The sequence below is a fragment of the Verrucosispora sp. CNZ293 genome (assembly GCF_002754655.1).
Genome location: NZ_PEFR01000001.1, coordinates 3,165,962 through 3,187,176, shown reverse-complemented (window position 1 = coordinate 3,187,176; position 21,215 = coordinate 3,165,962). Strand labels below are relative to the sequence as shown.

The window sequence follows — 21,215 nt, the reverse complement described above, 5'->3', positions numbered from 1 at the left end:
CCGACCCGCCGCCGTGCCCGTTCACACCGACGCGGCGGTCCGGCGCTGGGCGGCGGCGACCGCGATCCGGGCGGCCAGGTCGGCGTTGCGCAGGATGATCCGGACGTTTACCGCCAGGCTGGCGCCCTCGGTCGCGGAGTGGAAGTGGGCCAGCAGATACGGCGTGACGGCCTTGCCGCTCACCCCGTCGCGCTCCAGCCGGGCGAGACCATCGGCGAGGGTGCTGTCGTGCAGCTCCGGGTCGAGCTGCTCGTCGGTGGGCAGCGGGTTGGCGACGATCAGCCCGCCATGGTGTGCGCCGTGCTGCTCGCGGGCGGCCAGCACGTCGGCGACCTGCTCGGGGGAGTCGACCGACCAGTCCAGGTCGAATCCGCCGTCGGTGATGAAGAAGCCCGGAAACCGGCGGGTCCGATAGCCGACCACGGCCACCCCGAGGGTCTCCAGCCGCTCCAGGGTGGCGCCCACGTCGAGGATCGACTTCACCCCGGCACAGACCACAGCGATCGGAGTACGCGCCAGGGTGACCAGGTCCGCCGACTCGTCGAAGGTGTGCGCCGCCTCGCGGTGCACCCCGCCCAGCCCGCCGGTGGCGAACACCCCGATGCCCGCCGTGGCCGCCACGGCGCTTGTCGCGGCCACGGTGGTCGCGCCGTCCACGCCGGTCGCGGCGGCTACCGCGAGATCGCGTACGGAGAGCTTGGTCACGCCGTCGGCGGTGGCCAGCCGGGTCAGCTCGGCGTCGTCGAGCCCCACCACGAGTTCACCGGCGACCATGCCGATGGTGGCCGGGGTCGCGCCGGCGTCCCGGACGGCCTGTTCGATCTGCCGGGCCACCCGAAGATTGTCCGGCCGCGGCAGGCCGTGCGAGACGATCGTGCTCTCCAGAGCGACCACGGGACCCTGCTCGCGCAGTGCCCGGGCCACCTCGGTGCCGTAGCGAAGATGAAAGTCGGTCACAATCGCTCACCGTACGCCCGCCACACCTGTCACCTCAGGTGGACCGGGTGAGGGTGACCTGCCAGACTTGTCGGTTGGAGGTGCAGACGTGAATACACAGGTCCTCGAACGTCCCGAGCTCAAGGACGCCGACACCGGTCCGGAGATGTTCCACTACGTCCGGAAGGAAAAGATCGCCGAAAGTGCCGTCATGGGCACCTTCGTCGTGGCGCTGTGCGGGGAGAAGTTTCCGGTGACGAAGACGCCCAAACCGGGTTCGCCGGTCTGCCCGAAGTGCAAGGAGATCTACGACTCGTACCGCGAGTGAAGCCTTCGGCCCGCGTTTGTGGCCGGCGTAACCTGCGGCGGTGACCACCTCCACCGCCCTGCTCCTGGCTGACCTGGCCGGAGTCGCGGTCTTCGCCGCCTCGGGCGCCTCCGCGGCGGTGGCCAAACGGCTCGACCTCTTCGGCGTGGTCTTCGTGGGCTTCGTCGCCTCCCTCGGCGGCGGAATCGTCCGGGACCTGGTCATCGACGAGGTGCCGCCGCTGGCCTTCGCCGACTGGCGCTACGCGGGCACCGCCGCCGTGACCGCTGCGGCGATCTTCTGGCTGCATCCGCAGTTCGCCCGGCTGCGCACCACCGTCCTGGTGCTGGACGCGGCCGGGCTCGGCCTGTTCACCGTCGTGGGCACCCTCAAGGCCCTCGACGCCCAGGTTCCGGCGGTCGGTGCCTGCCTGATCGGCATGATCACCGCGATCGGCGGCGGACTCGTCCGCGACCTGCTCACCGGTGAGATTCCGGTGGTGCTGCGGCGGGAGATCTACGCCGTCGCGTCGCTCGTCGGTTCGATGGTGGTGGTGCTGCTGAACGGCCTCGGCCACACCGGGCCGGTCCCGCTCACCGCCGCCGCCATGCTGGTCTTCGGCATACGCCTGGTGGCCCTGCGGCGGCGCTGGTCGGCGCCGGTGGCGACGGTGCGGCCGCCGCGCACCGACCTGTCGGGGCCGCCGCCGGAGTGAGCCGCCAGTGGCCAACCGCACTGGGACTGGTGTGGCGTCGCGTGGGCAGCACAGCGCGTCCTGGTTATGCTGAGTCGGCCTTCGCGGCTCGGCTGCGCGGAGGCATTTTCGTGGGGTGACGCCGTGCCCCTCGGCCCGGGTCCGCCGGCCTGCGGCCGGGACATCCCCGTGCGGCCGGAGAGGAGCGAACGCGTGGCAGTCCGGACGCCGGCGCTCGAGACGTTTCCGCCCCTGCGTGCCTGGCAGCGCAAGGCTCTGGTGGAGTACCTGCGCCGTCGCGGCGAGGATTTCACTGCGGTCGCCACCCCGGGGGCCGGAAAGACCACGTTCGCCCTGCGGATCGCCGCCGAACTGCTCGCCGACGGCAGCGTCGAGGCGGTCACCGTGGTCGCGCCGACCGAGCACCTGAAAACCCAGTGGGCGGACGCCGCCGCCCGGGTGGGCATTCAGCTCGACGCCGCGTTCCGCAACGCCGACCTGCACTCCTCGGCGGACTTCCACGGTGCGGTGGTCACCTACGCGCAGGTCGGAATGGCGCCGCAGGTGCACCGGCGGCGCACCATGACCCGGCGGACCCTGGTCATCCTCGACGAGATCCACCATGCCGGTGACTCGCGTACCTGGGGTGACGGGGTGAAGGCGGCCTTCGAGCCCGCGGTACGCCGGCTGATGCTGACCGGAACCCCCTTCCGGTCCGACGACAACCCCATCCCGTTCGTCAGCTACGAGCGGGGCGGCGACGGCCTGCTGCGCTCCCGGGCCGACTCGGTGTACGGCTACAGCGACGCGCTGCGCGACGGCGTGGTGCGGCCGGTGCTCTTCCTGGCGTACTCGGGGGAGACCCGGTGGCGGACAAACGCCGGAGAGGAACTGGCGGCCCGGCTGGGTGAGCCGATGACACAGGATCTCGTCGCCCAGGCGTGGCGTACCGCACTGGATCCGGCCGGCGACTGGATGCCGCAGGTGCTGCGGGCCGCCGACGCCCGACTGACAGTGCTGCGGGAGGCGGGCATGCCGGACGCGGGCGGCCTGGTCATCGCCAGCGACCAGCAGGCCGCCCGCTCGTACGCCAAGCTCATCGAGCAGGTGACGGGGGAGCGGGCCGCCGTCGTGCTCTCCGACGACGTGGGCGCCTCGGCCCGGATCGCGACGTTCGCGGCGTCCGAGCAGCGGTGGCTGGTCGCGGTGCGGATGGTGTCCGAAGGCGTCGACATCCCCCGGCTGGCCGTCGGCGTGTACGCGACAAGTGCCAGCACCCCGCTGTACTTCGCGCAGGCGATCGGGCGTTTCGTCCGGGCCCGACGCCCGGGGGAGACCGCGTCGGTCTTCCTGCCCAGCGTGCCGCACCTGCTCGGACTGGCCAGCGAGATGGAGGTCGAGCGGGACCATGTGCTCGGCAAGCCCAAGGACCGGGAGGGCTTCGAAGACGACCTGCTGGACCGGGCACAACGCGATGAGCAGGCCAGCGGGGAGCTGGAGAAGCGCTTCGCCGCGCTGTCCGCCACCGCCGAACTGGACCAGGTGATCTTCGACGGCGCCTCGTTCGGTACGGCGGCCCAGGCCGGCACCCCCGAGGAGGAGGAGTACCTGGGCCTGCCGGGGCTGCTCACCTCGGAACAGGTGGCATCGTTGCTCGCCAAGCGGCAGGCCGATCAGCTCGCCGCCCAGCGGCGTCGGGCGACCGAGCGGCGGACGGAATCCGCAGCCCCCGTCTCCGCTCCGGCGGCACCGATGAGCGCCGCCCAGCGCCGGGTGGCGCTGCGTCGCCAGCTCAACGCCCTGGTCGCGGCCCAGCACCACCGTACCGGCCAGCCCCACGGCAAGATCCACGCCGAGCTGCGCCGCCGCTGCGGCGGCCCCCCCAGCGCCCAGGCCACCATCGAGCAACTAGAAGAACGCATAGCCACAGTCCAAACCCTCTAACCCACCCCCACCCCCACCCCTCCTCCCACCCCACCCCCACCCCACCGGCGCGTCGATCATGAAGTTATTGCGTGGGCAAGCGCTTTCCCGGAGCAATAACTTCATGATCGACGCACATGGGGAGGGGGTGGGGGTGGGAGGAGGGTGGGGGTGTGGAAAGCCGGCCGGAGACATCCTTGGGATGTCTCCGGCCGGCTTTATGTCGGGTTTGCTGGCCCTCAGTTGGCCATCAGGTCAGCGCCGCGCCAGGTGAACTCCGGGTCCGTCGCGTACCGAACCGTGATCTTGACGAGATCCTCGGCGTACTTGTTGGCGTGGTGCCCACAGAACACCAGCTCACTGCCACCCGACAGGGTGATCCGGAGCTTGCCGGCGGCATTGCAGCGGTCGCACCGTTCATCGGCGGCCGGGGGGCTCACCGTCTCGGGCGGCGGCGTGAGGGTCGGGGTCATCGCCTTCCTCCTCTGGTCGTCACCGATGAACACTCTCTTCGGTCTTGGTCACCTATCGTGCAACACCCTTGCGGGGCCTCGCCTTCCCTGTGTGCCCGCGGGGGACCGAGGTCACACATGGCACGGATAGTGTGCCGTGCACCAAGGGTGCCACGTCAACGATCACATTCGTGCAACCACCTGATCACCATCCGGCGTTGTACGCCAGGTGGTCAAACGGGCACGATCAGTTGACGAATGCTGATCAGTCGAGGTAGTCGCGGAGCACCTGCGAACGGGACGGATGCCGGAGCTTGGACATCGTCTTGGACTCGATCTGCCGGATCCGCTCGCGGGTCACGCCGTAGACCTGACCGATCTCGTCCAGGGTACGCGGCTGGCCGTCGGTGAGCCCGAACCGCAGGCGTACCACACCCGCCTCACGCTCGGACAACGTCTGCAGCACCTGCTGGAGCTGGTCCTGGAGCAGGGAGAAGGAGACCGCGTCGACGGCGACCACCGCCTCCGAGTCCTCGATGAAGTCGCCGAGCTGACTGTCACCCTCGTCACCGATGGTCTGGTCGAGCGAGATGGGCTCCCGGGCGTACTGCTGGATCTCCAGCACCTTCTCCGGTGTGATGTCCATCTCCTTGGCCAGTTCCTCCGGCGTGGGCTCACGGCCCAGATCCTGGAGCAGCTCGCGCTGAATCCGGCCCAGCTTGTTGATCACTTCGACCATGTGGACCGGGATGCGGATGGTGCGGGCCTGGTCGGCCATGGCGCGGGTGATGGCCTGGCGGATCCACCAGGTGGCGTAGGTGGAGAACTTGTAGCCCTTGGTGTAGTCGAACTTCTCGACGGCGCGGATGAGGCCGAGGTTGCCTTCCTGGATGAGGTCGAGGAAGGCCATGCCACGGCCGGTGTACCGTTTGGCCAGCGAAACGACCAGACGGAGGTTCGCCTCCAGCAGGTGGTTCTTGGCCCGCTCGCCGTCCCGGGAGATCCACAGCAGGTCGCGCTGCATGTCCCGGACGAGCTTCTCCTCACCCTCGTCGGCGGCCCGCAGACGCTCCGCGGCGTAGAGCCCGGCCTCGATCCGCTTGGCCAGCTCCACCTCCTGCTCGGCGTTGAGCAGCGGCACCTTGCCGATCTGCTTGAGGTACGCCCGGACCGAGTCCGCCGAGGCGGTCAGCTCGGCGTCCCGGCGGGCCTGCTTGAGCGCCTCGGACTCCTCGTCGTCCCACTCGAAGTCGTTGTCGGTGGCGGAGTTCGCCGCGTCGGCGGCGGCGGCCCGGGCCAGCTCCGCCGGCTCCTCGACCACCACGTCCTCGATCTCGGCGGCGAGTTCCTCGGGGTTGACCTCACCCTCGGCGGCCTCACCCTCGGCGGCCTTCGCCGGTTTCGCCGCGCCCGCCGCAGCGGCCACGGTGGCCTTGGTGGCCCGGGTGGACTTCTTGGCCGGCGTGGCGGCCTTGGCGGCCACCTCGGCGGTGGTGCCGGCCGCCTTGCGCGAGGTTGCCTTGCGCGGTGCCGGTGCCGGTGCCTCCTCGGCCGAGGGCGCCTGCTTCGGGGCGGGTGCGGCCGCCTTCTTGGTGGTCTTGGCGGTGGTGGCCCGGGACGCGGGGGTGGCGGACCGGGCGGCGGCGACCCGTCGGCGGGTGCTCGCCGAGCCGTCGACCACGACGGTCACCCCGGCCTCGGAGAGCGCCCGCAGGATCTTCTTGGCCTGGGCCGGAGTCACCTCGGCGGACTCGACGGTGCGCGCGAGCTGGGCCGACGTGAGCTGGCCGCCAGCGCTCTGCGCGTGGGCGATCAGGGTGTCGGTGAGCGAGCGAACGTCGGCGCCGGTCTGGCGGGGTTCTGTCACGAAGACCTTCCGGAGGCGAAGAGCGAGCACGGCCGGTTTTGTCCGACGCAGCGTGGGGCACCGCGCCGGGCGATGTGGTTGAGGAACCCCCGTGTTCCGGGCCGGCCGGCTGTCGGGCGGCCCGTGGCGCGTGGGCAGGGGTGAATTGTAACGCCGTCTGCGGCGATCATCCTGCGCCGCACGGCTGATCGGCGGTCGAGACCGCCGATTCGGTGCGCTTTTGAACTTTGTAAGGATGATACCCGTGCGAAAGCCGGATACCTGGCCGTGCGGGAAGGGACTGATGATGGAGCGCTCGGCGCCGCCACCACCGCAACTGCTGGAGATCGCGATCGGGGTGGCCCGTGACGCGGCGGCCACCGCGTACCGGATGCGTACCGAGGGTGTCTCGGTGGCGGCGACCAAGAGCACCGTCACCGACGTGGTGACCGCGGCCGACCGGGCCGTGGAGCGCCAGATCACCACCGACCTGCGCCGGCTACGACCGGACGACGCCGTCCTGGGCGAGGAGTACGGCGCGGCGACGGGTGGCGACGGCCCCCGACCCCCGGTGCGGTGGATCGTCGACCCGATCGACGGCACCGTCAACTACCTGTACGGCCTGACGCACTGCGCGGTGTCGATCGCCGCAGAGGTGGACGGCGAGGTGGTGGCGGGTGTGGTGCGCAACATCCACACCGGCGAGGAGTGGACCGCGACAGTGGGCGGGGGCGCCTGGCGCGAGGGCCGACGGTTGCGTTGCTCCACCGAGTCCGAGCTCGGCCAGGCGCTTGTGGTCACCGGCTTCGGCTACGACTCCGCCCGCCGGGCCCACCAGGCCCGGGTGCTCACCGAACTGATCTCGCAGGTGCGCGACATCCGCCGCCTCGGCGCCGCCGCCATCGATCTGTGCCTGGTCGCCGAGGGGCGGGCCGACGCCTACTACGAGAAGGGCCTGGCCGCCTGGGACCAGGCCGCCGGGGCACTGGTGGCCACCGAGGCCGGCGTGCGGGTCGGTGGGCTCAAGGGGCTGGACCCGGGCCCGGAGATGGTCATCGCCGCGCCGCCGGCGCTCTTCGACGCGTTGCACGACCGGCTGGCCGCGTTGGACGCCTCCGGCGGCCCCTGACGCCGCCGGGTGCCCGCCAGGGTCCCGGGTGTGGGGCGCGTGCCGTTGGACGCCGGCTGGTGCCCGTCAGGGCCCGGTGCGGGCTGCCCGTCAGGGCCCGGTGCCGGCGAGCTGGCTGGTTCCGCCAGGGCCCGGGGTGGCGGCGCGCCGCTTGGTGTGCGTCCGGGCCGGTACGGCGATGCGCGCGACCCGGGCCGACCGCCGAGCGGTACCGGCCCGACGGTCAGTTGTCGACGGGCAGCGGACAGGAACCCGGAGGGGCGACCGGGGCACCGAGGTCGCCCAGCGACTGGTTGACCTCGGTGATGGTGGCCAGCTGCTGGAAGCTGCTGCCCAGCACCACGTCGACGATGTCGTCCTCGCGCTTGGCGTTGTACTCCAGCTCGGCGTCGCCGAGGAAGTACGCCCGCAGCAGGTGCGCCGAGCCGACCCCCTTCGGGCCGTAGCGCAGGACCGCCACGTCGTCGATCTTCTTCTTCTGGGAGGTTTCCTTCTGCACCTGGAAGTCGCGGTTGCGGAAGTCGCCCCCGACATCGGCGGCCAGCCCGGGACGGTCCGTGCCGTTCACCACGTTGATCTTGACATCCTTGTGGTCCCGCAGGGTGACGTCCGCGCGCGGCCAGTCGTCCGGACAACCCTCGCCGGCACCGGCGCTACCCTGGGTGTCCCTGACCAGGGCCATGACCACGAAAACCAGGGCGACCACCGCCAGCACGCCGACGACAACGAGTGCTCGCACTCGCGCAAAGCTCATCAGGGCACTCCCGGGCAATGGTGGGTGGCAACGGCCGGCGATCGGCCGTCCGCCAGCCGTCGGGTACGCCGCTGAGGTTAACCGGTGTCCGACCGTCGCGTGGAAACAGTCCGACATGCCGGCGCGCCATCGGAGAACGGGGTAGTACTACCCCTATCTTCGTGTCGCCTGAGTCACATTGGGAACAACTTCCCGTGCAGGGGCGTACATCTCAGCCACGAGGGCGGTATACATGCCTCGCCCAAAGGGGGGGTAGGGTTCCGCGCTCGCCGGGGAGATCCTCTGGCGGTCTGGTCCGAGCGGTCGTCGGGTCAGGTGGCCGACACTAGCGGTGGCCGGCCAGCGGAACCGAAACAGCGTCGCCCGGCGTTACAACCGGAAGCGACAACATCGAAATGGGAGAGTGAAACCGATGGCCACCGACTACGACGCCCCGCGCCGCGACGAGGTCGACCTCGGCGAGGACAGCCTGGAAGAGCTCAAGGCCCGGCGTGTCGACTCGCAGTCGGGCGCCGTGGACGTCGACGAGGCCGAAGTGGCTGAGAGCTTCGAGTTGCCCGGCGCCGACCTTGCCGACGAGGAACTGACGGTCAAGGTGCTGCCGATGCAGCAGGACGAGTTCCGCTGCGCCCGGTGCTTCCTGGTGCACCACCGCAGTCAGCTGGCGGTGGAGCGGAACGGCGAGCTGATCTGCCGAGAGTGCGTCTGACCGCAGGGCGACGACCACGACCATGGCGGCGACTCCCGAGTGGAGTCGCCGCCGCCCGGCTCGACGAGCGCCACGCCGCACAACCTGGTTGACTCGTTAGCCATGAGCGAGCGAATCGGCGGGCTCGGCGCCGTGGTGCGGTCATGAGCGAGCACAGCGAGCGTGCCGAGGACGGCCCGGACGAGCTGGGGAAGACGGTCGCGGCCCTGACCGCCGACGAGATCGAGCCGGCGAAACGGCGTCAGCTGCTCGCCCGGCTGGTCGGGCAGGCTCGCGCCCGGGGGATCAGCGACCTGTTCAAGCCGAGGGCCGCGCTGCGCTGGATGGTGGACACGGTCGCGGAGATCGCACCCCACATACCCGTCCGCGACCTGGCCACCCTGCGTCGGCACTTTCCCGGCCTGACCGACGAGGAACTGGCCGATCGGCTGGTCCGCAACGCGTCCCGGGCGACGGCGGGGGTCGGCGCTGCCGGCGGTGGCGCGTCGGCGGTGCAGTGGACGGTCACCCCGAGCCTGCTGTCCGCTCCGGTGCTGCTCGCCGCCGAGACCGTCTCGGTGGTGGCGGTGGAGCTGAAACTGACAGGTGAGCTGCACGAGGTCTACGGGGTACCGCTGCCGCGCGGCGGCACCGAGCGCACGATCGCGTTGGTGCAGGCCTGGGCCAGTCAGCGCGGAGTCAATCCGATGATGCCGGGCGTCGGCGTGGGCGCGGTGCTGGGCACCGCCGCCCGGAACGAGCTGCGGGACACCCTGCTCAAGCGGTTCGGCCGTAACCTGACCACGCTGGGCCCCTTCCTGACCGGAGCCGCGGTGGCGAGCTACCTCAACCGGCGGGCCACCCGGACGTTGGCCGACCATCTTCGTGCCGACCTGCGCCGGCAGCGTCCCGGCCTGCCCGGCGTGCCGCCGGCTCCGCCCGCCCTGCCCGGCTCCTCCTGAGCCCGACGGGTGGCGGTCGGATCAGCGCGCCACGTCCCGCGCGGCCAGCAGGGCCTCGGCCAGCTCGACCGGGTGGCGGGAACTGACCACCCAGAACGGCGTAGGGTCGGCGGGATCGTTCAGGACCACCTGGACGGCACCGGAGATCCACGGTCGTTGGACGACGAACGCCAGCGGATCGGCACCGACACCGAGCACTTCACGCCGGCCCTCGGCGTCCAGCGCGACAGCGTCGGCGACGTACCGGACGGGCAGTCTGGCGTCATCGACCCGTAGCTCTCCATCGGCCACCGCGACCCGGATCCGGCTGAGCCACGCCAGCCCGGCCACGGTGGCCGGCAGCAGCACCGCGAACGGCAGCCAGGCGCGCAGACCTGGCGCGCCCATCCACACCTCCACCGCGAGCAGCGCGGCGGCTGCCAGCCCCGCGAGCCACAACCACCAGGGCAGACGCAGACGCTCGGCGTACGCCGGGGACGCCGAGACGGACGAGGGCGACGGTGATTGGCTCACTCGTGCCAGGGTACGGCGCGGCGGACCCCGGGTACCGGGCAGGATGACAGGGTCACCCCAGCGGATATGGACGAAAGAGGGACATCGTGACCGACGTGCCCGTGCCGGTCCGGCAGCTCGACCCCGAGCTGCCGATGCCGGCGTACGCCCATCCCGGTGACGCCGGTGCCGACCTGCTGGCGGCCACCGACGTGGAGTTGCCACCCGGTGGTCGGGCGCTGGTGCCGACCGGCGTGGCGATCGCGCTGCCGGAGGGGTATGTGGGCCTGGTCCATCCCCGATCGGGGCTCGCCGCCAGACTCGGCGTGACGGTGCTCAACGCGCCCGGTACGGTCGACGCCGGCTACCGGGGTGAGATCCTGGTCAACCTGATCAACCATGATCGGGCCGCGTCGGTGAAGATCTCCCGGGGTGACCGGATCGCGCAGCTTGTTGTGCAGCGGGTGGAACGGGCGATCTTCCAGCCGGTGGCCGAACTACCCGGGTCCGGACGTGGAACCGGCGGGCACGGCTCCACCGGCGGCCACGCCGGGCTGGTGCCGCCGCCGGCCATGGACGGCGCGAACGGACAAGATGGCACCGTGAGTGCGAACAGCGGAGGTTGGACGCAGTGATCTTCTCCCGAAAGCGGGCCGCGGGACGGCACGCCCTTGACGAGCGGGCCACGAACCTGCCCGAGACCGCCGAGGGCGCTCTGCCGACGCCGGTGGAGCCGGCACGTGGGCCGTACGACGTCACCGAGGCGCCGGCCGGGGTGCAGCGGCTCGACCTGGGCAGCCTGCAGATCCCGGCGGTGCCCGAGGTCGAGGTGCGGGTGCAGGCCGACCAGCAGGGGGTGGTCCAGCAGGTCGTGCTGGTGCACGGCCAGAGCGCCCTCCAGCTGGGTGTCTTCGCCGCTCCCCGGTCCGAGGGGATCTGGGACGAGGTGCGCGAGGAGATCCGCCAGTCGCTGTTCGCCGACGGCGCCGCCGCGCAGGAGGTCGAGGGTGAGTACGGCACCGAGTTGCACGCCCGGGTCCGCACCGAGGACGGCCTGACCGATCTACGGTTCGTCGGCGTCGACGGACCCCGCTGGATGGTCCGCGCGGTCTACCAGGGCGCGGCGGCCACCGACCCGGCCGCCGCCGGCCCGCTGGCCCACTGCCTGGACGGGCTGGTGGTCGACCGGGGGGTGGAGGCCAGGCCGGTACGTGAGCCGCTGCCGCTACGGTTGCCGCGCGAGGCGGGCGAGCAGGTGGCGGCGGGGGATCCGGCTGCCGGGCAGGCAGGTGCCGCGTCGGCGCCCGGAGGCCGCTGAGCGCTCCGCGACGGGCGGGTGCCGCCGGGGTCGTCCGGCCGGCCGTACGGGTGCTTCCGACGCGCCGGAAGCACCCGGTCCGGCGTACGCTGACGGGTGCCGTCCCGGCTGTCGTCCAGGGGCGGTGGCTTCCGGTGCCAGCCGGCCGGCGTGGAGAGGGTGACGCGGAGCTCATGACCACCGACGAGGGTCGGGGTTCGCTGCGGCGGATGTTGCGACGGCTGACCGCGAGCGAGGCCGAGATCGAGGCGCAGCAGTTGCAGCGGGAGAGTGCCCGCTGTGGCGCGGTGCCGGTGTTGCAGTGCGGGCGGGGGCAGGTGGTGTCGGTGAGCGGCCGGCTGCGTACCGTCGTCTACACTCCTCGGACGAATCTGCCGGCGCTGGAGGCGGATCTCTACGACGGCAGCGACGTGGTGACCCTTGTCTGGCTCGGCCGACGGCACATCGCCGGCATCGAACCGGGACGGCACCTGACCGCCCGGGGGCGGGTCGCCGTGCGCGATGACCGCAAGGTGATCTACAACCCGTACTACGAGCTGGAGCCGTCGAAGTGAACCTGCGGGCATTGCGGATGGGCGTCGGGCGATGACCACCGGACAGCACCCGGCGACCCAGCCGGAGACCGGCGCGGCGGACGAGGAGCGGCTGCCCACCGTCGCCGAACAGATGGCCGACCAGCTCGGCGGCTGGCGGGGGCTGGCCGAGTCCAGCATCCCGGTGGTGGTCTTCGTGATCGCCAACATCGTCACCGACCTGCGGCCGGCCGTGATCGCCTCGGTGGCGGTGGCGGTGCTGATCGGTGGTCTGCGGCTGGCGCAGCGCCGGCCGGTGCGGCACGCGGTCAACGGACTGTTCGGCATCGGGATCGGCGCCGCCATCGCCTGGCGTACCGGCGACGCGCGCGACTTCTACCTGCCGGGGATCCTCTACGGCATCGGCTACGGCCTGGCCCTGCTGCTCTCGGCGGTGATCCGGCAACCGCTGGTCGGCTGGATCTGGTCGGTGCTGGTGGCCAAGGGCAGCTCCGAGTGGCGCGACGATCCCCTGCTGGTCCGTACCTTCACCCGGCTGACCGTGCTCTGGGGTGTGGTCTGGCTGGCCAAGGTCGGCGTGCAGGCCGGCATCTACCTGGCGGCGCGCCGGTTCGACCAGCTCGGCGACGAGGCGGCCGCCGCCGACATGGAGACCGCGCTCGGGGTGGCGCGGCTGGCCCTGGGCTACCCGCCGTACGTGCTGCTGTTGCTGATCACGGTCTGGACGGTGCGGCGGGTGACCCGCGAGAGCCGGCCGGAGCCGCTGACGACCTGAGCCGTCACCAGCGGTCAGCCGCCCACCGGCCCGCCTCGGCCGGTGCTGTCGCGGTCATTGTCCGGCCGGGGCCGTCACGGTCAGCGTGACTCGCGGGTGCGCTCGACACTGTCCGGGCCGAGCACCACCGCCCGTACCGCGTCCTCCACCTCCGCGGTGCAGACGAAAACCAACTCGTCGCCGGCCTCGAGCGGGTCGTCCGGGCTGGGCACCAGGACCCGCTTGCCGCGCAGGATCGCCACCAGCGCCGAGTCCCGGGGCAGGGGCACCTCACGCAGCGGGTGCCCGACATAGGGCGCGGTCGGCGGCAACGTGATCTCGACCAGGTTCGCCTCACCCTGCCGGAACGTCATCAGACGGACCAGGTCGCCGACTGTCACCGCCTCCTCGACGAGGGCGGCCATCACCCGGGGCTTGCTGACCGCCACGTCCACGCCCCACTGCTCGGTGAACAGCCACTCGTTCTCGGCCCGGTTGACCCGGGCGACCACCCTCGGTACCGCGAACTCGGTCTTGGCCAGCAGCGAGACCACGAGATTGACCTTGTCGTCGCCGGTGGCCGCGACCACCACGTCGCAGCCGGCCAGCTCGGCCTCCTCCAGGCTGGACAGCTCGCAGGCGTCGGCCAGCACCCATTCCGCGTCCGGTACCCGGGCGGGCCGGAGCATCCGGGGCTGCCGCTCGATGAGCATCACCTGGTGGCCGTTCTCGATCAGCTCCTGGGCGATGGAGCGGCCCACGTTGCCGGCACCGGCGATGGCGACCCGCATGATCACTGCCCCCCTTCCGGCGTCGCGGCCACCGAGGTGACCGCCGCCACCATGTCGTCGGTGACCAGCATGAAGACCTGGTCGCCCTCCTGCACCACGCTGGACGCGGTGGGCAGCGTGCCGATCCCGAACCGGATCAGGTACGCCACCCGGGCACCTGTCGCCTCCTCCAGGGTCCGCACCTGGCGGCCGATCCAGTCCTTGTGCACCGGCACCTCGACGATCGAGACGGTGCTTGTCGGATCGCGGAAGATCTCCACGTTGCCCTCGGGCAGCAGGTGCCGCAGCATCCGGTCGGCCGTCCACCGGACGGTGGCCACGGTGGGGATGCCCAGCCGTTCGTAGACCTGCGCTCGGCGCTGGTCGTAGATGCGGGCCGCGACCCGGACCACGCCGAAGGTCTCGCGGGCCAGCCGGGCCGAGATGATGTTGGAGTTGTCGCCGCTGGAGACGGCGGCGAAGGCGTCGGCCCGCTCGATGCCGGCCTGCCGCAGCACGTCGCCGTCGAAGCCCGCCCCGGTGACCGTGACTCCGGCGAAGTCGGGCCGCAGCCGGCGGAAGGCGTCCGCGTCCTGGTCGATCACCGCTACCGAGTGCCCCCGGGACTCCAGGTTGTGCGCCAGGGTCGAGCCGACCCGGCCACAACCCATGATCACGACATGCACGCTGCCTCCCACGGTGCGTACCGCTGCGCCTCGTCGCCTGCGAGCCTGCCACGTCGGGGCTGCGGGCGGGGACCGACGGTACTCCCGCCCCGGACGGGACCGCAGCCGGCCACCCCACGCGCCCACCGACGATGGTCGTACGCTTTGCCGTTGTGGCCCGATCCACCTCCCTGCTGAAGCGGCTGCTCGTCGGCCGGCCGTTCCGGTCCGACCGGCTCAAGCACACCCTCCTGCCGAAGCGCATCGCCCTGCCCGTCTTCGCCTCGGACGCGCTGTCGAGCGTGGCGTACGCGCCGGACGAGATCCTGCTGATGCTCTCCATCGCCGGCGCCTCGGCGTTCGTGTTCTCGCCGTGGGTCGCCCTCGGGGTGGTCGTGGTCATGCTGACCGTGGTGGCCAGCTACCGGCAGAACGTGCACGCCTACCCCTCCGGCGGCGGCGACTACGAGGTGGCCACTGTCAACCTCGGCCCACGTGCCGGGGTGGGGGTGGCCAGCGCGCTGCTTGTCGACTACGTGCTCACCGTCGCCGTGTCGGTCTCCTCCGGGGTGGCCAACCTCGGCTCGGTGATCCCCTTCGTGGCCACCCACAAGGTGCTCATCGCGGTCTCCGCCGTGGTGCTGCTGACCGCTGTCAACCTGCGCGGGATCAAGGAGGCGGGCAACGCGTTCGCCATCCCCACGTACGGCTTCATGATCGTCATCATCGGGATGATCCTCACCGGGCTGGTCCGGATCGTCGTGCTCGGTGAGGACCTGCGGGCCCCCAGCGCCGACCTGGTCATCGCCGCCGAGTGGCACGACACCACCGGCTGGGCGATGGCGTTCCTGCTGTTGCGCAGCTTCTCCTCCGGCTGTGCCGCGCTCACCGGGGTGGAAGCGATCTCCAACGGGGTGCCGGCGTTCAAGGCGCCGAAGAGCCGCAACGCCGCCACCACGCTGCTGATGCTCGGCCTGGTCGCGGTGACGATGCTCGTCGGCATCGTCTGGCTGGCCCGGCTGACCGGGTTGCAGTTCGTCGAGAACCCGACCCTGCAGATCGTCGCCGGCCCGGAGGGGTACGTGCAGAAGACGGTCACCGCACAGCTCGGTGAGACGATCTTCGGGCCGGGTTCGGTGCTGCTGTTCCTGGTCGTCGGGGTGACCGCGACCATCCTGTTCGTGGCCGCCAACACCGCCTTCAGCGGCTTCCCGGTGCTCGGCTCGATCCTCGCCCAGGACCGCTACCTGCCCCGGCAACTGCACACCCGGGGCGACCGGCTCGCCTTCTCCAACGGAATTCTCTTCCTGGCCGGCTTCGCGATCCTGCTGATCATCGGCTTCCAGGCTGAGGTGACTAAGCTCATCCAGCTCTACATCGTCGGTGTCTTCGTCTCGTTCACCCTCTCCCAGGCCGGGATGATCAGGCACTGGAACCGGTTGCTGCGTACCGAGCGGGACCCGCAGGCGCGCCGCCGGATGGTCCGGTCCCGGGCGATCAACACCTTCGGCATGGCGATGACCGCCGTGGTGCTGGTGATCGTGCTGATCACCAAGTTCCTGCTCGGCGCCTGGATCGCGATCGTCGCGATGGGTCTGATCTACGTGTTGATGCTTGCCATCCGGCGGCACTACGACCGGGTGGCCGTCGAACTCGCCCCGGACGACGGACGGCCGGTGCTGCCGGCCCGCAACCACGCCATCGTGCTGGTCAGCAAGCTGCACCAACCCACCCTGCGGGCGGTGGCGTACGCGCAGGCCACCCGGCCGGACACGATCACCGCGGTGACGGTGAACGTCGACGACCACGACACCCGGCAGTTGCAGGCCGACTGGGAGCGGCGGGACGTGCCGATCCCGCTGACCGTGATCGACTCGCCGTACCGGGAGATCACCCGACCGATCCTGAACTACGTGGCCGGGGTCCGCCGGGAGTCGCCGCGCGACGTGGTCACGGTCTTCATCCCCGAGTACGTGGTGGGCCGCTGGTGGGAGAACCTGCTGCACAACCAGAGCGCGCTGCGGCTCAAGGGCCGGCTGCTGTTCGAGCCGGGGGTGATGGTGACGAGCGTGCCGTGGCAGCTCGCCTCCACGGCCGGCAAGGATCTGGACCGGATGGACGCCACGCTCGCCCGTGGGCCGGTGCGTGGCCCCCGGGTGGCCCCGCGCGGCACCCTGCCGCCGGCCCCGCCGCCACCGGAGCTCGAACCGACGGAGGGGGAACCGCGATGAGCGGGCTGGAGGAGGCGGAGCGGGTCGAGCTGACCGTGGCGGCGGTCGCCCCCGGCGGGCACTGCGTGGCCCGGGTGGACGGCCAGGTGGTCTTCGTCCGGCACGCCCTGCCCGGCGAGCGGGTACTTGCCGAGGTGACCGAGGTGCACCGGGGCTTCGTCCGGGCCGACGCGGTGCGCGTGCTGGAGGCGGCCCCGGACCGGGTCGCCCCACCCTGCCCGTACGCCCGACCGGGGCGCTGTGGCGGCTGCGACCTGCAACACGTCGCCCCGGACGCCCAACTGCGCTGGAAGGCCGCGGTGGTCCGGGAGCAGCTCGTCCGCCTCGGCGGGCTGACCGAGGCCGACTGCGACGCGCTGGGCGTACGGGTGACGGCGCTGCCGGGTGGTCCGCTGGGCTGGCGCTCCCGGGTCCGGTACGCGGTCGACGCGGCGGGTCGCGCCGGGCTGCTCAAGCACCGCTCCCACGAGGTGGTGCCGGTCGACCGCTGCCTGATCGCCCATCCGGCCATCCAGGAGCTGCCGGTGCTCGCCGTCACCGGGGCGAACTGGCCGGACGCCGAGGCGGTGGAAACCGTCGCCTCCACCGGCGGGGACGTGGCGGTGACCGCCGTCGCGGCCGGGTCCAATCGCCGGGTCAGTGGCCCGGAACGGGTCCGGGAGCGGGCCGCCGGCCGGGAGTGGGTGCTGCCCACCTCATCGTTCTGGCAGGTCCATCCCGCCGCCGCGGACACCCTCGTCGACGCGGTGCTGGAGCTGACCGACCCCCGACCGGGGGAGCGGGCCTGGGATCTCTACGGCGGTGCCGGCCTGTTCGCCGCCGCGCTGGCCGGTCGGATCGGCGGGACCGGGCGGGTCACGGTGGTCGAGGCGGCCGGTGACGGCGTCGCGGCGGCCCGGGAGAACCTGCGCGACCTGCCCACCGTCGAGGTGGTCGCGGCCCGGGTGGAGACCGCCCTGGCTCGTCGTCGGGTCACCGGCCCGGTCGACGTGGTGGTGCTCGACCCGCCCCGGACCGGGGCCGGGAAGCGGGTGGTACGCGACGTGGTGGCCGCCGGCCCGCGCGCGGTGACGTACGTCGCCTGTGATCCCGCCGCGTTCGCCCGGGACGTACGGGTCTTCGCCGAGCTGGGGTGGCGGCTGGTGGCGCTGCGTGGGTACGACCTGTTTCCGATGACCCGGCACGTGGAGCTGGTCGGGCTGCTGACGCCGGCCTGATCGGCCATCTCCGGCCGGCGTCCTCGACCCGGTCCGTCAACCGGGCGGGCCGCCACGCCGGCTACGGGTGCGGAGCTGACCAGGTACTCAGTCCCGGTGGTCGCCGCGCCCGAGCTGCGGGGTGCGCGAGGGCCGATAGACTCTGCGGTCATGAGTGTTGAAGAGGACACGGCCAACCACGGCCGGCTGCTGGCCACGGTGCACGGTCCCCAGGACGTCAAGCGGATGTCCGCCACCGAACTGGACATCCTCGCCGCGGAGATCCGTGACTTCCTGATCGCCAAGGTGTCGCGTACCGGTGGGCACATCGGGCCCAACCTGGGCGTGGTGGAACTCACCCTGGCCATGCACCGGGTCTTCGACTCTCCCCGGGACCGGCTGCTGTTCGACACCGGCCACCAGGCGTACGTGCACAAGATCGTCACCGGCCGGCAGGGCGGGTTCGACCAGCTGCGCCAGCGGGGCGGGCTCTCCGGCTACCCCAACCAGGCCGAGAGCGAACACGACCTCATCGAGAACTCGCACGCCTCGACCGCCCTGTCGTACGCCGACGGGCTCGCCAAGGCGTACGCGCTGCGCGGCGAGTCCCGCAGCGTCGTCGCCGTGGTGGGCGACGGGGCGCTGACCGGCGGCATGTGCTGGGAGGCGCTCAACAACATCGCCGCCACCGACAACCCGCTCGTCATCGTGGTCAACGACAACGGCCGCTCGTACGCGCCGACGATCGGCGGCCTGGCCCACCACCTCTCGACGCTGCGCCTCAACCCCGGCTACGAGAAGGTCCTGGACGCCGTCAAGGACGCCCTCGGCTCGACTCCGCTCGTCGGCAAGCCGATGTACGAGGTGCTGCACGCGGTCAAGAAGGGCATCAAGGACGCGGTCGCGCCACAGGCGATGTTCGAGGATCTCGGCATCAAGTACGTCGGCCCGGTCGACGGGCACGACATCGCCGCCGTCGAGACGGCGTTGCGGGCGGCGAAGAACTTCGGCGGCCCGGTGATCGTGCACGCGGTGACCCGCAAGGGCTACGGCTACCGCCCCGCCGAGGAGGACGAGGCGGACTGCTTCCACAGCCCCGGCGCCTTCGACGTCACCGACGGCAAGGCCACCGCCGCACCGTCGGTGAAGTGGACCCACGTATTCGCCGACGAGCTTGTCGCGATCGCCGACGAGCGGCCCGACGTGGTGGGCATCACCGCGGCGATGGCCGAGCCGACAGGCATCGCGAAGCTGGCCCGCAAGTACCCGGAGCGCACCTACGACGTGGGCATCGCCGAGCAGCACGCGGCCACCTCGGCGGCCGGCCTGGCGCTCGGTGGGCTGCACCCGGTGGTGGCGGTCTACGCGACCTTCCTCAACCGGGCGTTCGACCAGGTCCTGCTGGACGTGGCGATGCACCGGCTGCCGGTCACCTTCGTGCTCGACCGGGCCGGGATCACCGGCCCCGACGGGCCGAGCCACTACGGCATCTGGGACATGTCGGTCTTCGGGGTGGTGCCGGGCCTGCGGATCGCGGCCCCCCGGGACGCCGCCACGCTGCGCGAGGAGCTGCGCGAGGCGGTCGCCGTCGACGACGGCCCGACGGTGGTCCGCTTCCCGACCGGCGCGGTCGCCGCGGACCTGCCCGCCGTCCGGCGCGTCGGTCCGGTCGACGTGCTGGCGGAGTCGGCACGGACCGACGTGCTGCTGGTCGCGGTGGGTGCCTTCGGCCAGCTCGGCATGGAGGTCGCCGCCCGGGTCGCCGAGCAGGGTTACGGGGTCACCGTGGTGGACCCGCGCTGGGTGCGTCCGATCCCGGCGGAGCTGGTCGAGCTGGCCACCGAGCACCGGCTGGTGGTCACGGTCGAGGACGGCGTACGGTCCGGCGGGGTGGGCGACGCGCTCGCCCAGGCCATGCGCGACGCCGACGTCCGGGTGCCGCTGCGGGACCTGGGCGTGCCGCCCGGGTGGTACCCGCACGGTTCCCGCAACCAGCTCCTGACCGACCTCGGCCTGACCGCTCAGGACGTGGCCCGCGACATCACCGGCTGGATCTCCCGCCTCGACACCGAGCCAGTCGACCCTTCCCCCCTCACCCCCAACCTCCCCCGCACCTAACCAACCTCCCCCTCCCCTCCCCTCCCCGAGCCCTGCGCTGGCCCGCTGCGCCGATCTTGCAGTTGTGGTCGCCGATCCACCCCTTCCACGGCTTTTGCCGGGACGGAAAGTGCAAGATCGCGAGGGAGGGTGGGGTGGGGAGGGGGAGGCCGGGGTCGGTCAGCGGCGGGGGGAGCCGGCGGAGCGGTAGTGGGTCTTCTCGTCGGCGGCGAGGCTGAAGGTCTCGCGGCGCTCGGGAAGCGGGGCCACCACCAGGCCGGGACGGTCGACCAGGCGGGTCGTGTTCGGCGGCACGGACAGCGTGGTGTCCTTGGTGGCGCGCCAGCTCAGCACGACAAGCGGCTGATCCGGTACCGGCAGTTCGTAGACCTGCAACGGGTTCGTCCGGTCGGCGGGGGAGAGCACCACCGGACCGTCGTCGGCGGACCGGTACACCACCGCGCTCATCGTCCCTTCGGCGCTCTCCCAGGTGAGTTGCTCCAACTCGCCCGGCTCGCCACCGTCGAGCGTGAGCTCGCCGAGGGTACGCACGGCGAGTTTCGCCATCGGCCAGGACGCCGGCACCGACTGCGGGACGTCCCGGTCGCCGACGCGTCGGAGGATGCTGCCGAACGGGCCGTCCTCGCCGGCCAGCAGGCAGGTGTCGAGGCCGGTCAGGGCCCGCCGGCCGGAGCCGCTCTCGTCACGGACCAGCGGATAGCGGGGTGCGGTGGTGCCGGTGCCGAGGTCGAGCAGCCGGTCGGTGGCCCGGCCCCGGGGCAGCGACTTGGTGGAGCGCAGCGTCGCGGTGACGGTGACCGCCCGGCACCGGGGTACCGACACCGGATCGGTCAGGCCGTCGGTGGCGGAGAGGGTGCGGCCGTTCGGTCCGGCCAACCGTCGGACCCGTTCGGAGGTCAGGTAGCGCCGCCCGGCGGGGGACTGGACCGGCAGCACGTCGGAGTAGACCAGGTAGCCGGGATCGGTGTACTCGGTGGCGTGACTGACCGTGTACCGTGCGCCGTCACCGGTGAGCTGGAGCAGCCAGGATGCGGCCTCACCGGGTACCGACGCGGCGACCAGGGCCAGCGCCAGGCCGTCCACCTCACCGGAGTAGAGAATCCCGGACGACGGTAGGTGTACCCGGTCGTCCACGGGTGAGCGCCAGTCGCGCACCGCCTCGGTGACGGCGGCCGTCACGGCGCTGTCCTCGGCGAGTGACCCGCGCGGAGGCCACACCGTCAGCGAACCGTCCATGCTGTCGTAGCCGACCCGCAGGTCCCGTGGCTGACGCTCAGCAACCGGCCCGCAGGCAGTGACGGCGATCAGCAGGGTGGACAAGCCGGTGGCGGTCAAGCCGCGCCAACGGGCTGGAGCCACCTGTCACGCCCCCGATCGCATCGCGTCGTCGTGTCGGAGGGCAATAGTACGAGATGTCCCGCCGGCGCTTCGTGTCGCCATACGCTGC

The 21,215-nt window shown here is 71.8% G+C and carries 21 protein-coding genes; 13 read left to right on the top strand and 8 right to left on the bottom strand.

What is annotated here, in order from left to right:
* Window positions 1–21: 21 nt before the first annotated feature.
* Window positions 22–957: a pseudouridine-5'-phosphate glycosidase gene (locus tag CLT74_RS14390; RefSeq protein ID WP_099847003.1), complete on the bottom strand. Its 936-nt coding sequence runs from the start codon at window positions 955–957 to the stop codon at window positions 22–24.
* Window positions 958–1,045: 88 nt separating this feature from the next.
* On the opposite strand from CLT74_RS14390, the gene CLT74_RS14385 reads away from it, so the two are divergent.
* The 3 genes from CLT74_RS14385 (at window position 1,046) to CLT74_RS14375 (ending at window position 3,881) form a co-directional block, all read left to right on the top strand.
* The gene (locus CLT74_RS14385) at window positions 1,046–1,264 is read left to right on the top strand and encodes a DUF3039 domain-containing protein (protein WP_099847002.1); all 219 of its coding nucleotides are present in this window, start codon (window positions 1,046–1,048) and stop codon (window positions 1,262–1,264) included.
* 40 nt (window positions 1,265–1,304) lie between these two features.
* A complete protein-coding gene (locus CLT74_RS14380) occupies window positions 1,305–1,958 on the top strand; it encodes a trimeric intracellular cation channel family protein (protein ID WP_099847001.1) in 654 nt (217 codons plus the stop codon).
* A 192-nt stretch (window positions 1,959–2,150) separates the two neighbouring features.
* Window positions 2,151–3,881 (top strand): DEAD/DEAH box helicase, encoded by a 1,731-nt coding sequence (locus CLT74_RS14375; RefSeq protein WP_099847000.1) that lies wholly within the window; start codon window positions 2,151–2,153, stop codon window positions 3,879–3,881.
* Window positions 3,882–4,099: 218 nt separating this feature from the next.
* On the opposite strand, the gene CLT74_RS14370 is transcribed toward CLT74_RS14375, so the two are convergent.
* On the bottom strand, window positions 4,100–4,333 hold the full coding sequence (locus tag CLT74_RS14370) for a DUF7455 domain-containing protein (protein WP_099846999.1): 234 nt from the start codon (window positions 4,331–4,333) through the stop codon (window positions 4,100–4,102).
* A 244-nt stretch (window positions 4,334–4,577) separates the two neighbouring features.
* Window positions 4,578–6,179, bottom strand: coding sequence for an RNA polymerase sigma factor (locus tag CLT74_RS14365; protein ID WP_099851991.1), 1,602 nt, complete (start codon window positions 6,177–6,179; stop codon window positions 4,578–4,580).
* 286 nt (window positions 6,180–6,465) lie between these two features.
* On the opposite strand from CLT74_RS14365, the gene CLT74_RS14360 reads away from it, so the two are divergent.
* Complete coding sequence (locus tag CLT74_RS14360) at window positions 6,466–7,287, top strand: inositol monophosphatase family protein (RefSeq protein WP_099846998.1); 822 nt, start codon at window positions 6,466–6,468, stop codon at window positions 7,285–7,287.
* A gap of 223 nt (window positions 7,288–7,510) precedes the next feature.
* Here CLT74_RS14360 and CLT74_RS14355 read toward each other — a convergent pair whose 3' ends face one another.
* Window positions 7,511–8,026 (bottom strand): LytR C-terminal domain-containing protein, encoded by a 516-nt coding sequence (locus CLT74_RS14355; RefSeq protein WP_199172383.1) that lies wholly within the window; start codon window positions 8,024–8,026, stop codon window positions 7,511–7,513.
* A 427-nt stretch (window positions 8,027–8,453) separates the two neighbouring features.
* Here CLT74_RS14355 and CLT74_RS14350 point away from each other — a divergent pair, with 427 nt between their 5' ends.
* Complete coding sequence (locus CLT74_RS14350; RefSeq protein WP_007075406.1) at window positions 8,454–8,750, top strand: DUF4193 domain-containing protein; 297 nt, start codon at window positions 8,454–8,456, stop codon at window positions 8,748–8,750.
* Window positions 8,751–8,893: 143 nt separating this feature from the next.
* Complete coding sequence (locus tag CLT74_RS14345; protein WP_099846996.1) at window positions 8,894–9,691, top strand: hypothetical protein; 798 nt, start codon at window positions 8,894–8,896, stop codon at window positions 9,689–9,691.
* A 21-nt stretch (window positions 9,692–9,712) separates the two neighbouring features.
* On the opposite strand, the gene CLT74_RS14340 is transcribed toward CLT74_RS14345, so the two are convergent.
* Window positions 9,713–10,204: a DUF3093 domain-containing protein gene (locus tag CLT74_RS14340; RefSeq protein WP_199172188.1), complete on the bottom strand. Its 492-nt coding sequence runs from the start codon at window positions 10,202–10,204 to the stop codon at window positions 9,713–9,715.
* An 86-nt stretch (window positions 10,205–10,290) separates the two neighbouring features.
* On the opposite strand from CLT74_RS14340, the gene dut reads away from it, so the two are divergent.
* The 4 genes from dut (at window position 10,291) to CLT74_RS14320 (ending at window position 12,809) form a co-directional block, all read left to right on the top strand.
* Complete coding sequence (gene dut / locus CLT74_RS14335; protein ID WP_099846995.1) at window positions 10,291–10,818, top strand: dUTP diphosphatase; 528 nt, start codon at window positions 10,291–10,293, stop codon at window positions 10,816–10,818.
* On the top strand, window positions 10,815–11,501 hold the full coding sequence (locus CLT74_RS14330) for a DUF3710 domain-containing protein (RefSeq protein ID WP_099846994.1): 687 nt from the start codon (window positions 10,815–10,817) through the stop codon (window positions 11,499–11,501). Before dut ends, CLT74_RS14330 begins: the two co-directional genes overlap by 4 nt.
* A gap of 173 nt (window positions 11,502–11,674) precedes the next feature.
* The gene (locus CLT74_RS14325; RefSeq protein WP_099851986.1) at window positions 11,675–12,055 is read left to right on the top strand and encodes an OB-fold nucleic acid binding domain-containing protein; all 381 of its coding nucleotides are present in this window, start codon (window positions 11,675–11,677) and stop codon (window positions 12,053–12,055) included.
* A gap of 31 nt (window positions 12,056–12,086) precedes the next feature.
* Window positions 12,087–12,809: a DUF3159 domain-containing protein gene (locus CLT74_RS14320; RefSeq protein WP_099846993.1), complete on the top strand. Its 723-nt coding sequence runs from the start codon at window positions 12,087–12,089 to the stop codon at window positions 12,807–12,809.
* Between the two features lie 80 nt (window positions 12,810–12,889).
* Here the strand turns inward: CLT74_RS14320 and CLT74_RS14315 are convergent, their stop codons facing one another.
* Both CLT74_RS14315 and CLT74_RS14310 read right to left on the bottom strand, forming a co-directional pair.
* Window positions 12,890–13,579, bottom strand: coding sequence for a potassium channel family protein (locus CLT74_RS14315; protein WP_199172187.1), 690 nt, complete (start codon window positions 13,577–13,579; stop codon window positions 12,890–12,892).
* A 2-nt stretch (window positions 13,580–13,581) separates the two neighbouring features.
* Complete coding sequence (locus tag CLT74_RS14310) at window positions 13,582–14,244, bottom strand: potassium channel family protein (protein WP_099846991.1); 663 nt, start codon at window positions 14,242–14,244, stop codon at window positions 13,582–13,584.
* A 152-nt stretch (window positions 14,245–14,396) separates the two neighbouring features.
* Between CLT74_RS14310 and CLT74_RS14305 the strand changes: the two genes are divergently transcribed.
* From CLT74_RS14305 to dxs, 3 genes are all read left to right on the top strand, one after another.
* Window positions 14,397–16,454 (top strand): APC family permease, encoded by a 2,058-nt coding sequence (locus CLT74_RS14305; RefSeq protein ID WP_099846990.1) that lies wholly within the window; start codon window positions 14,397–14,399, stop codon window positions 16,452–16,454.
* Window positions 16,451–17,671 carry a TRAM domain-containing protein gene (locus CLT74_RS14300; protein WP_099846989.1) on the top strand — a complete coding sequence of 407 codons (1,221 nt, stop codon included), beginning with the start codon at window positions 16,451–16,453 and terminating at the stop codon, window positions 17,669–17,671. Before CLT74_RS14305 ends, CLT74_RS14300 begins: the two co-directional genes overlap by 4 nt.
* Window positions 17,672–17,821: 150 nt before the next feature.
* On the top strand, window positions 17,822–19,768 hold the full coding sequence (gene dxs, locus CLT74_RS14295) for a 1-deoxy-D-xylulose-5-phosphate synthase (protein WP_099846988.1): 1,947 nt from the start codon (window positions 17,822–17,824) through the stop codon (window positions 19,766–19,768).
* Between the two features lie 159 nt (window positions 19,769–19,927).
* On the opposite strand, the gene CLT74_RS14290 is transcribed toward dxs, so the two are convergent.
* Window positions 19,928–21,127: a hypothetical protein gene (locus CLT74_RS14290; RefSeq protein ID WP_099846987.1), complete on the bottom strand. Its 1,200-nt coding sequence runs from the start codon at window positions 21,125–21,127 to the stop codon at window positions 19,928–19,930.
* Window positions 21,128–21,215 lie beyond the last annotated feature (88 nt).

What these genes read in the sequence shown, in the direction of transcription:
- CLT74_RS14370 (WP_099846999.1), bottom strand. Translation starts at nt 4,333, where the DNA reads ATGACCCCGACCCTCACGCCGCCGCCCGAGACGGTGAGCCCCCCGGCC.
- CLT74_RS14360 (WP_099846998.1), top strand. Translation starts at nt 6,466, where the DNA reads ATGGAGCGCTCGGCGCCGCCACCACCGCAACTGCTGGAGATCGCGATC.
- CLT74_RS14350 (WP_007075406.1), top strand. Translation starts at nt 8,454, where the DNA reads ATGGCCACCGACTACGACGCCCCGCGCCGCGACGAGGTCGACCTCGGC.
- CLT74_RS14345 (WP_099846996.1), top strand. Translation starts at nt 8,894, where the DNA reads ATGAGCGAGCACAGCGAGCGTGCCGAGGACGGCCCGGACGAGCTGGGG.
- CLT74_RS14325 (WP_099851986.1), top strand. Translation starts at nt 11,675, where the DNA reads ATGACCACCGACGAGGGTCGGGGTTCGCTGCGGCGGATGTTGCGACGG.
- CLT74_RS14320 (WP_099846993.1), top strand. Translation starts at nt 12,087, where the DNA reads ATGACCACCGGACAGCACCCGGCGACCCAGCCGGAGACCGGCGCGGCG.
- CLT74_RS14315 (WP_199172187.1), bottom strand. Translation starts at nt 13,579, where the DNA reads ATGCGGGTCGCCATCGCCGGTGCCGGCAACGTGGGCCGCTCCATCGCC.
- CLT74_RS14300 (WP_099846989.1), top strand. Translation starts at nt 16,451, where the DNA reads ATGAGCGGGCTGGAGGAGGCGGAGCGGGTCGAGCTGACCGTGGCGGCG.
- dxs (WP_099846988.1), top strand. Translation starts at nt 17,822, where the DNA reads ATGAGTGTTGAAGAGGACACGGCCAACCACGGCCGGCTGCTGGCCACG.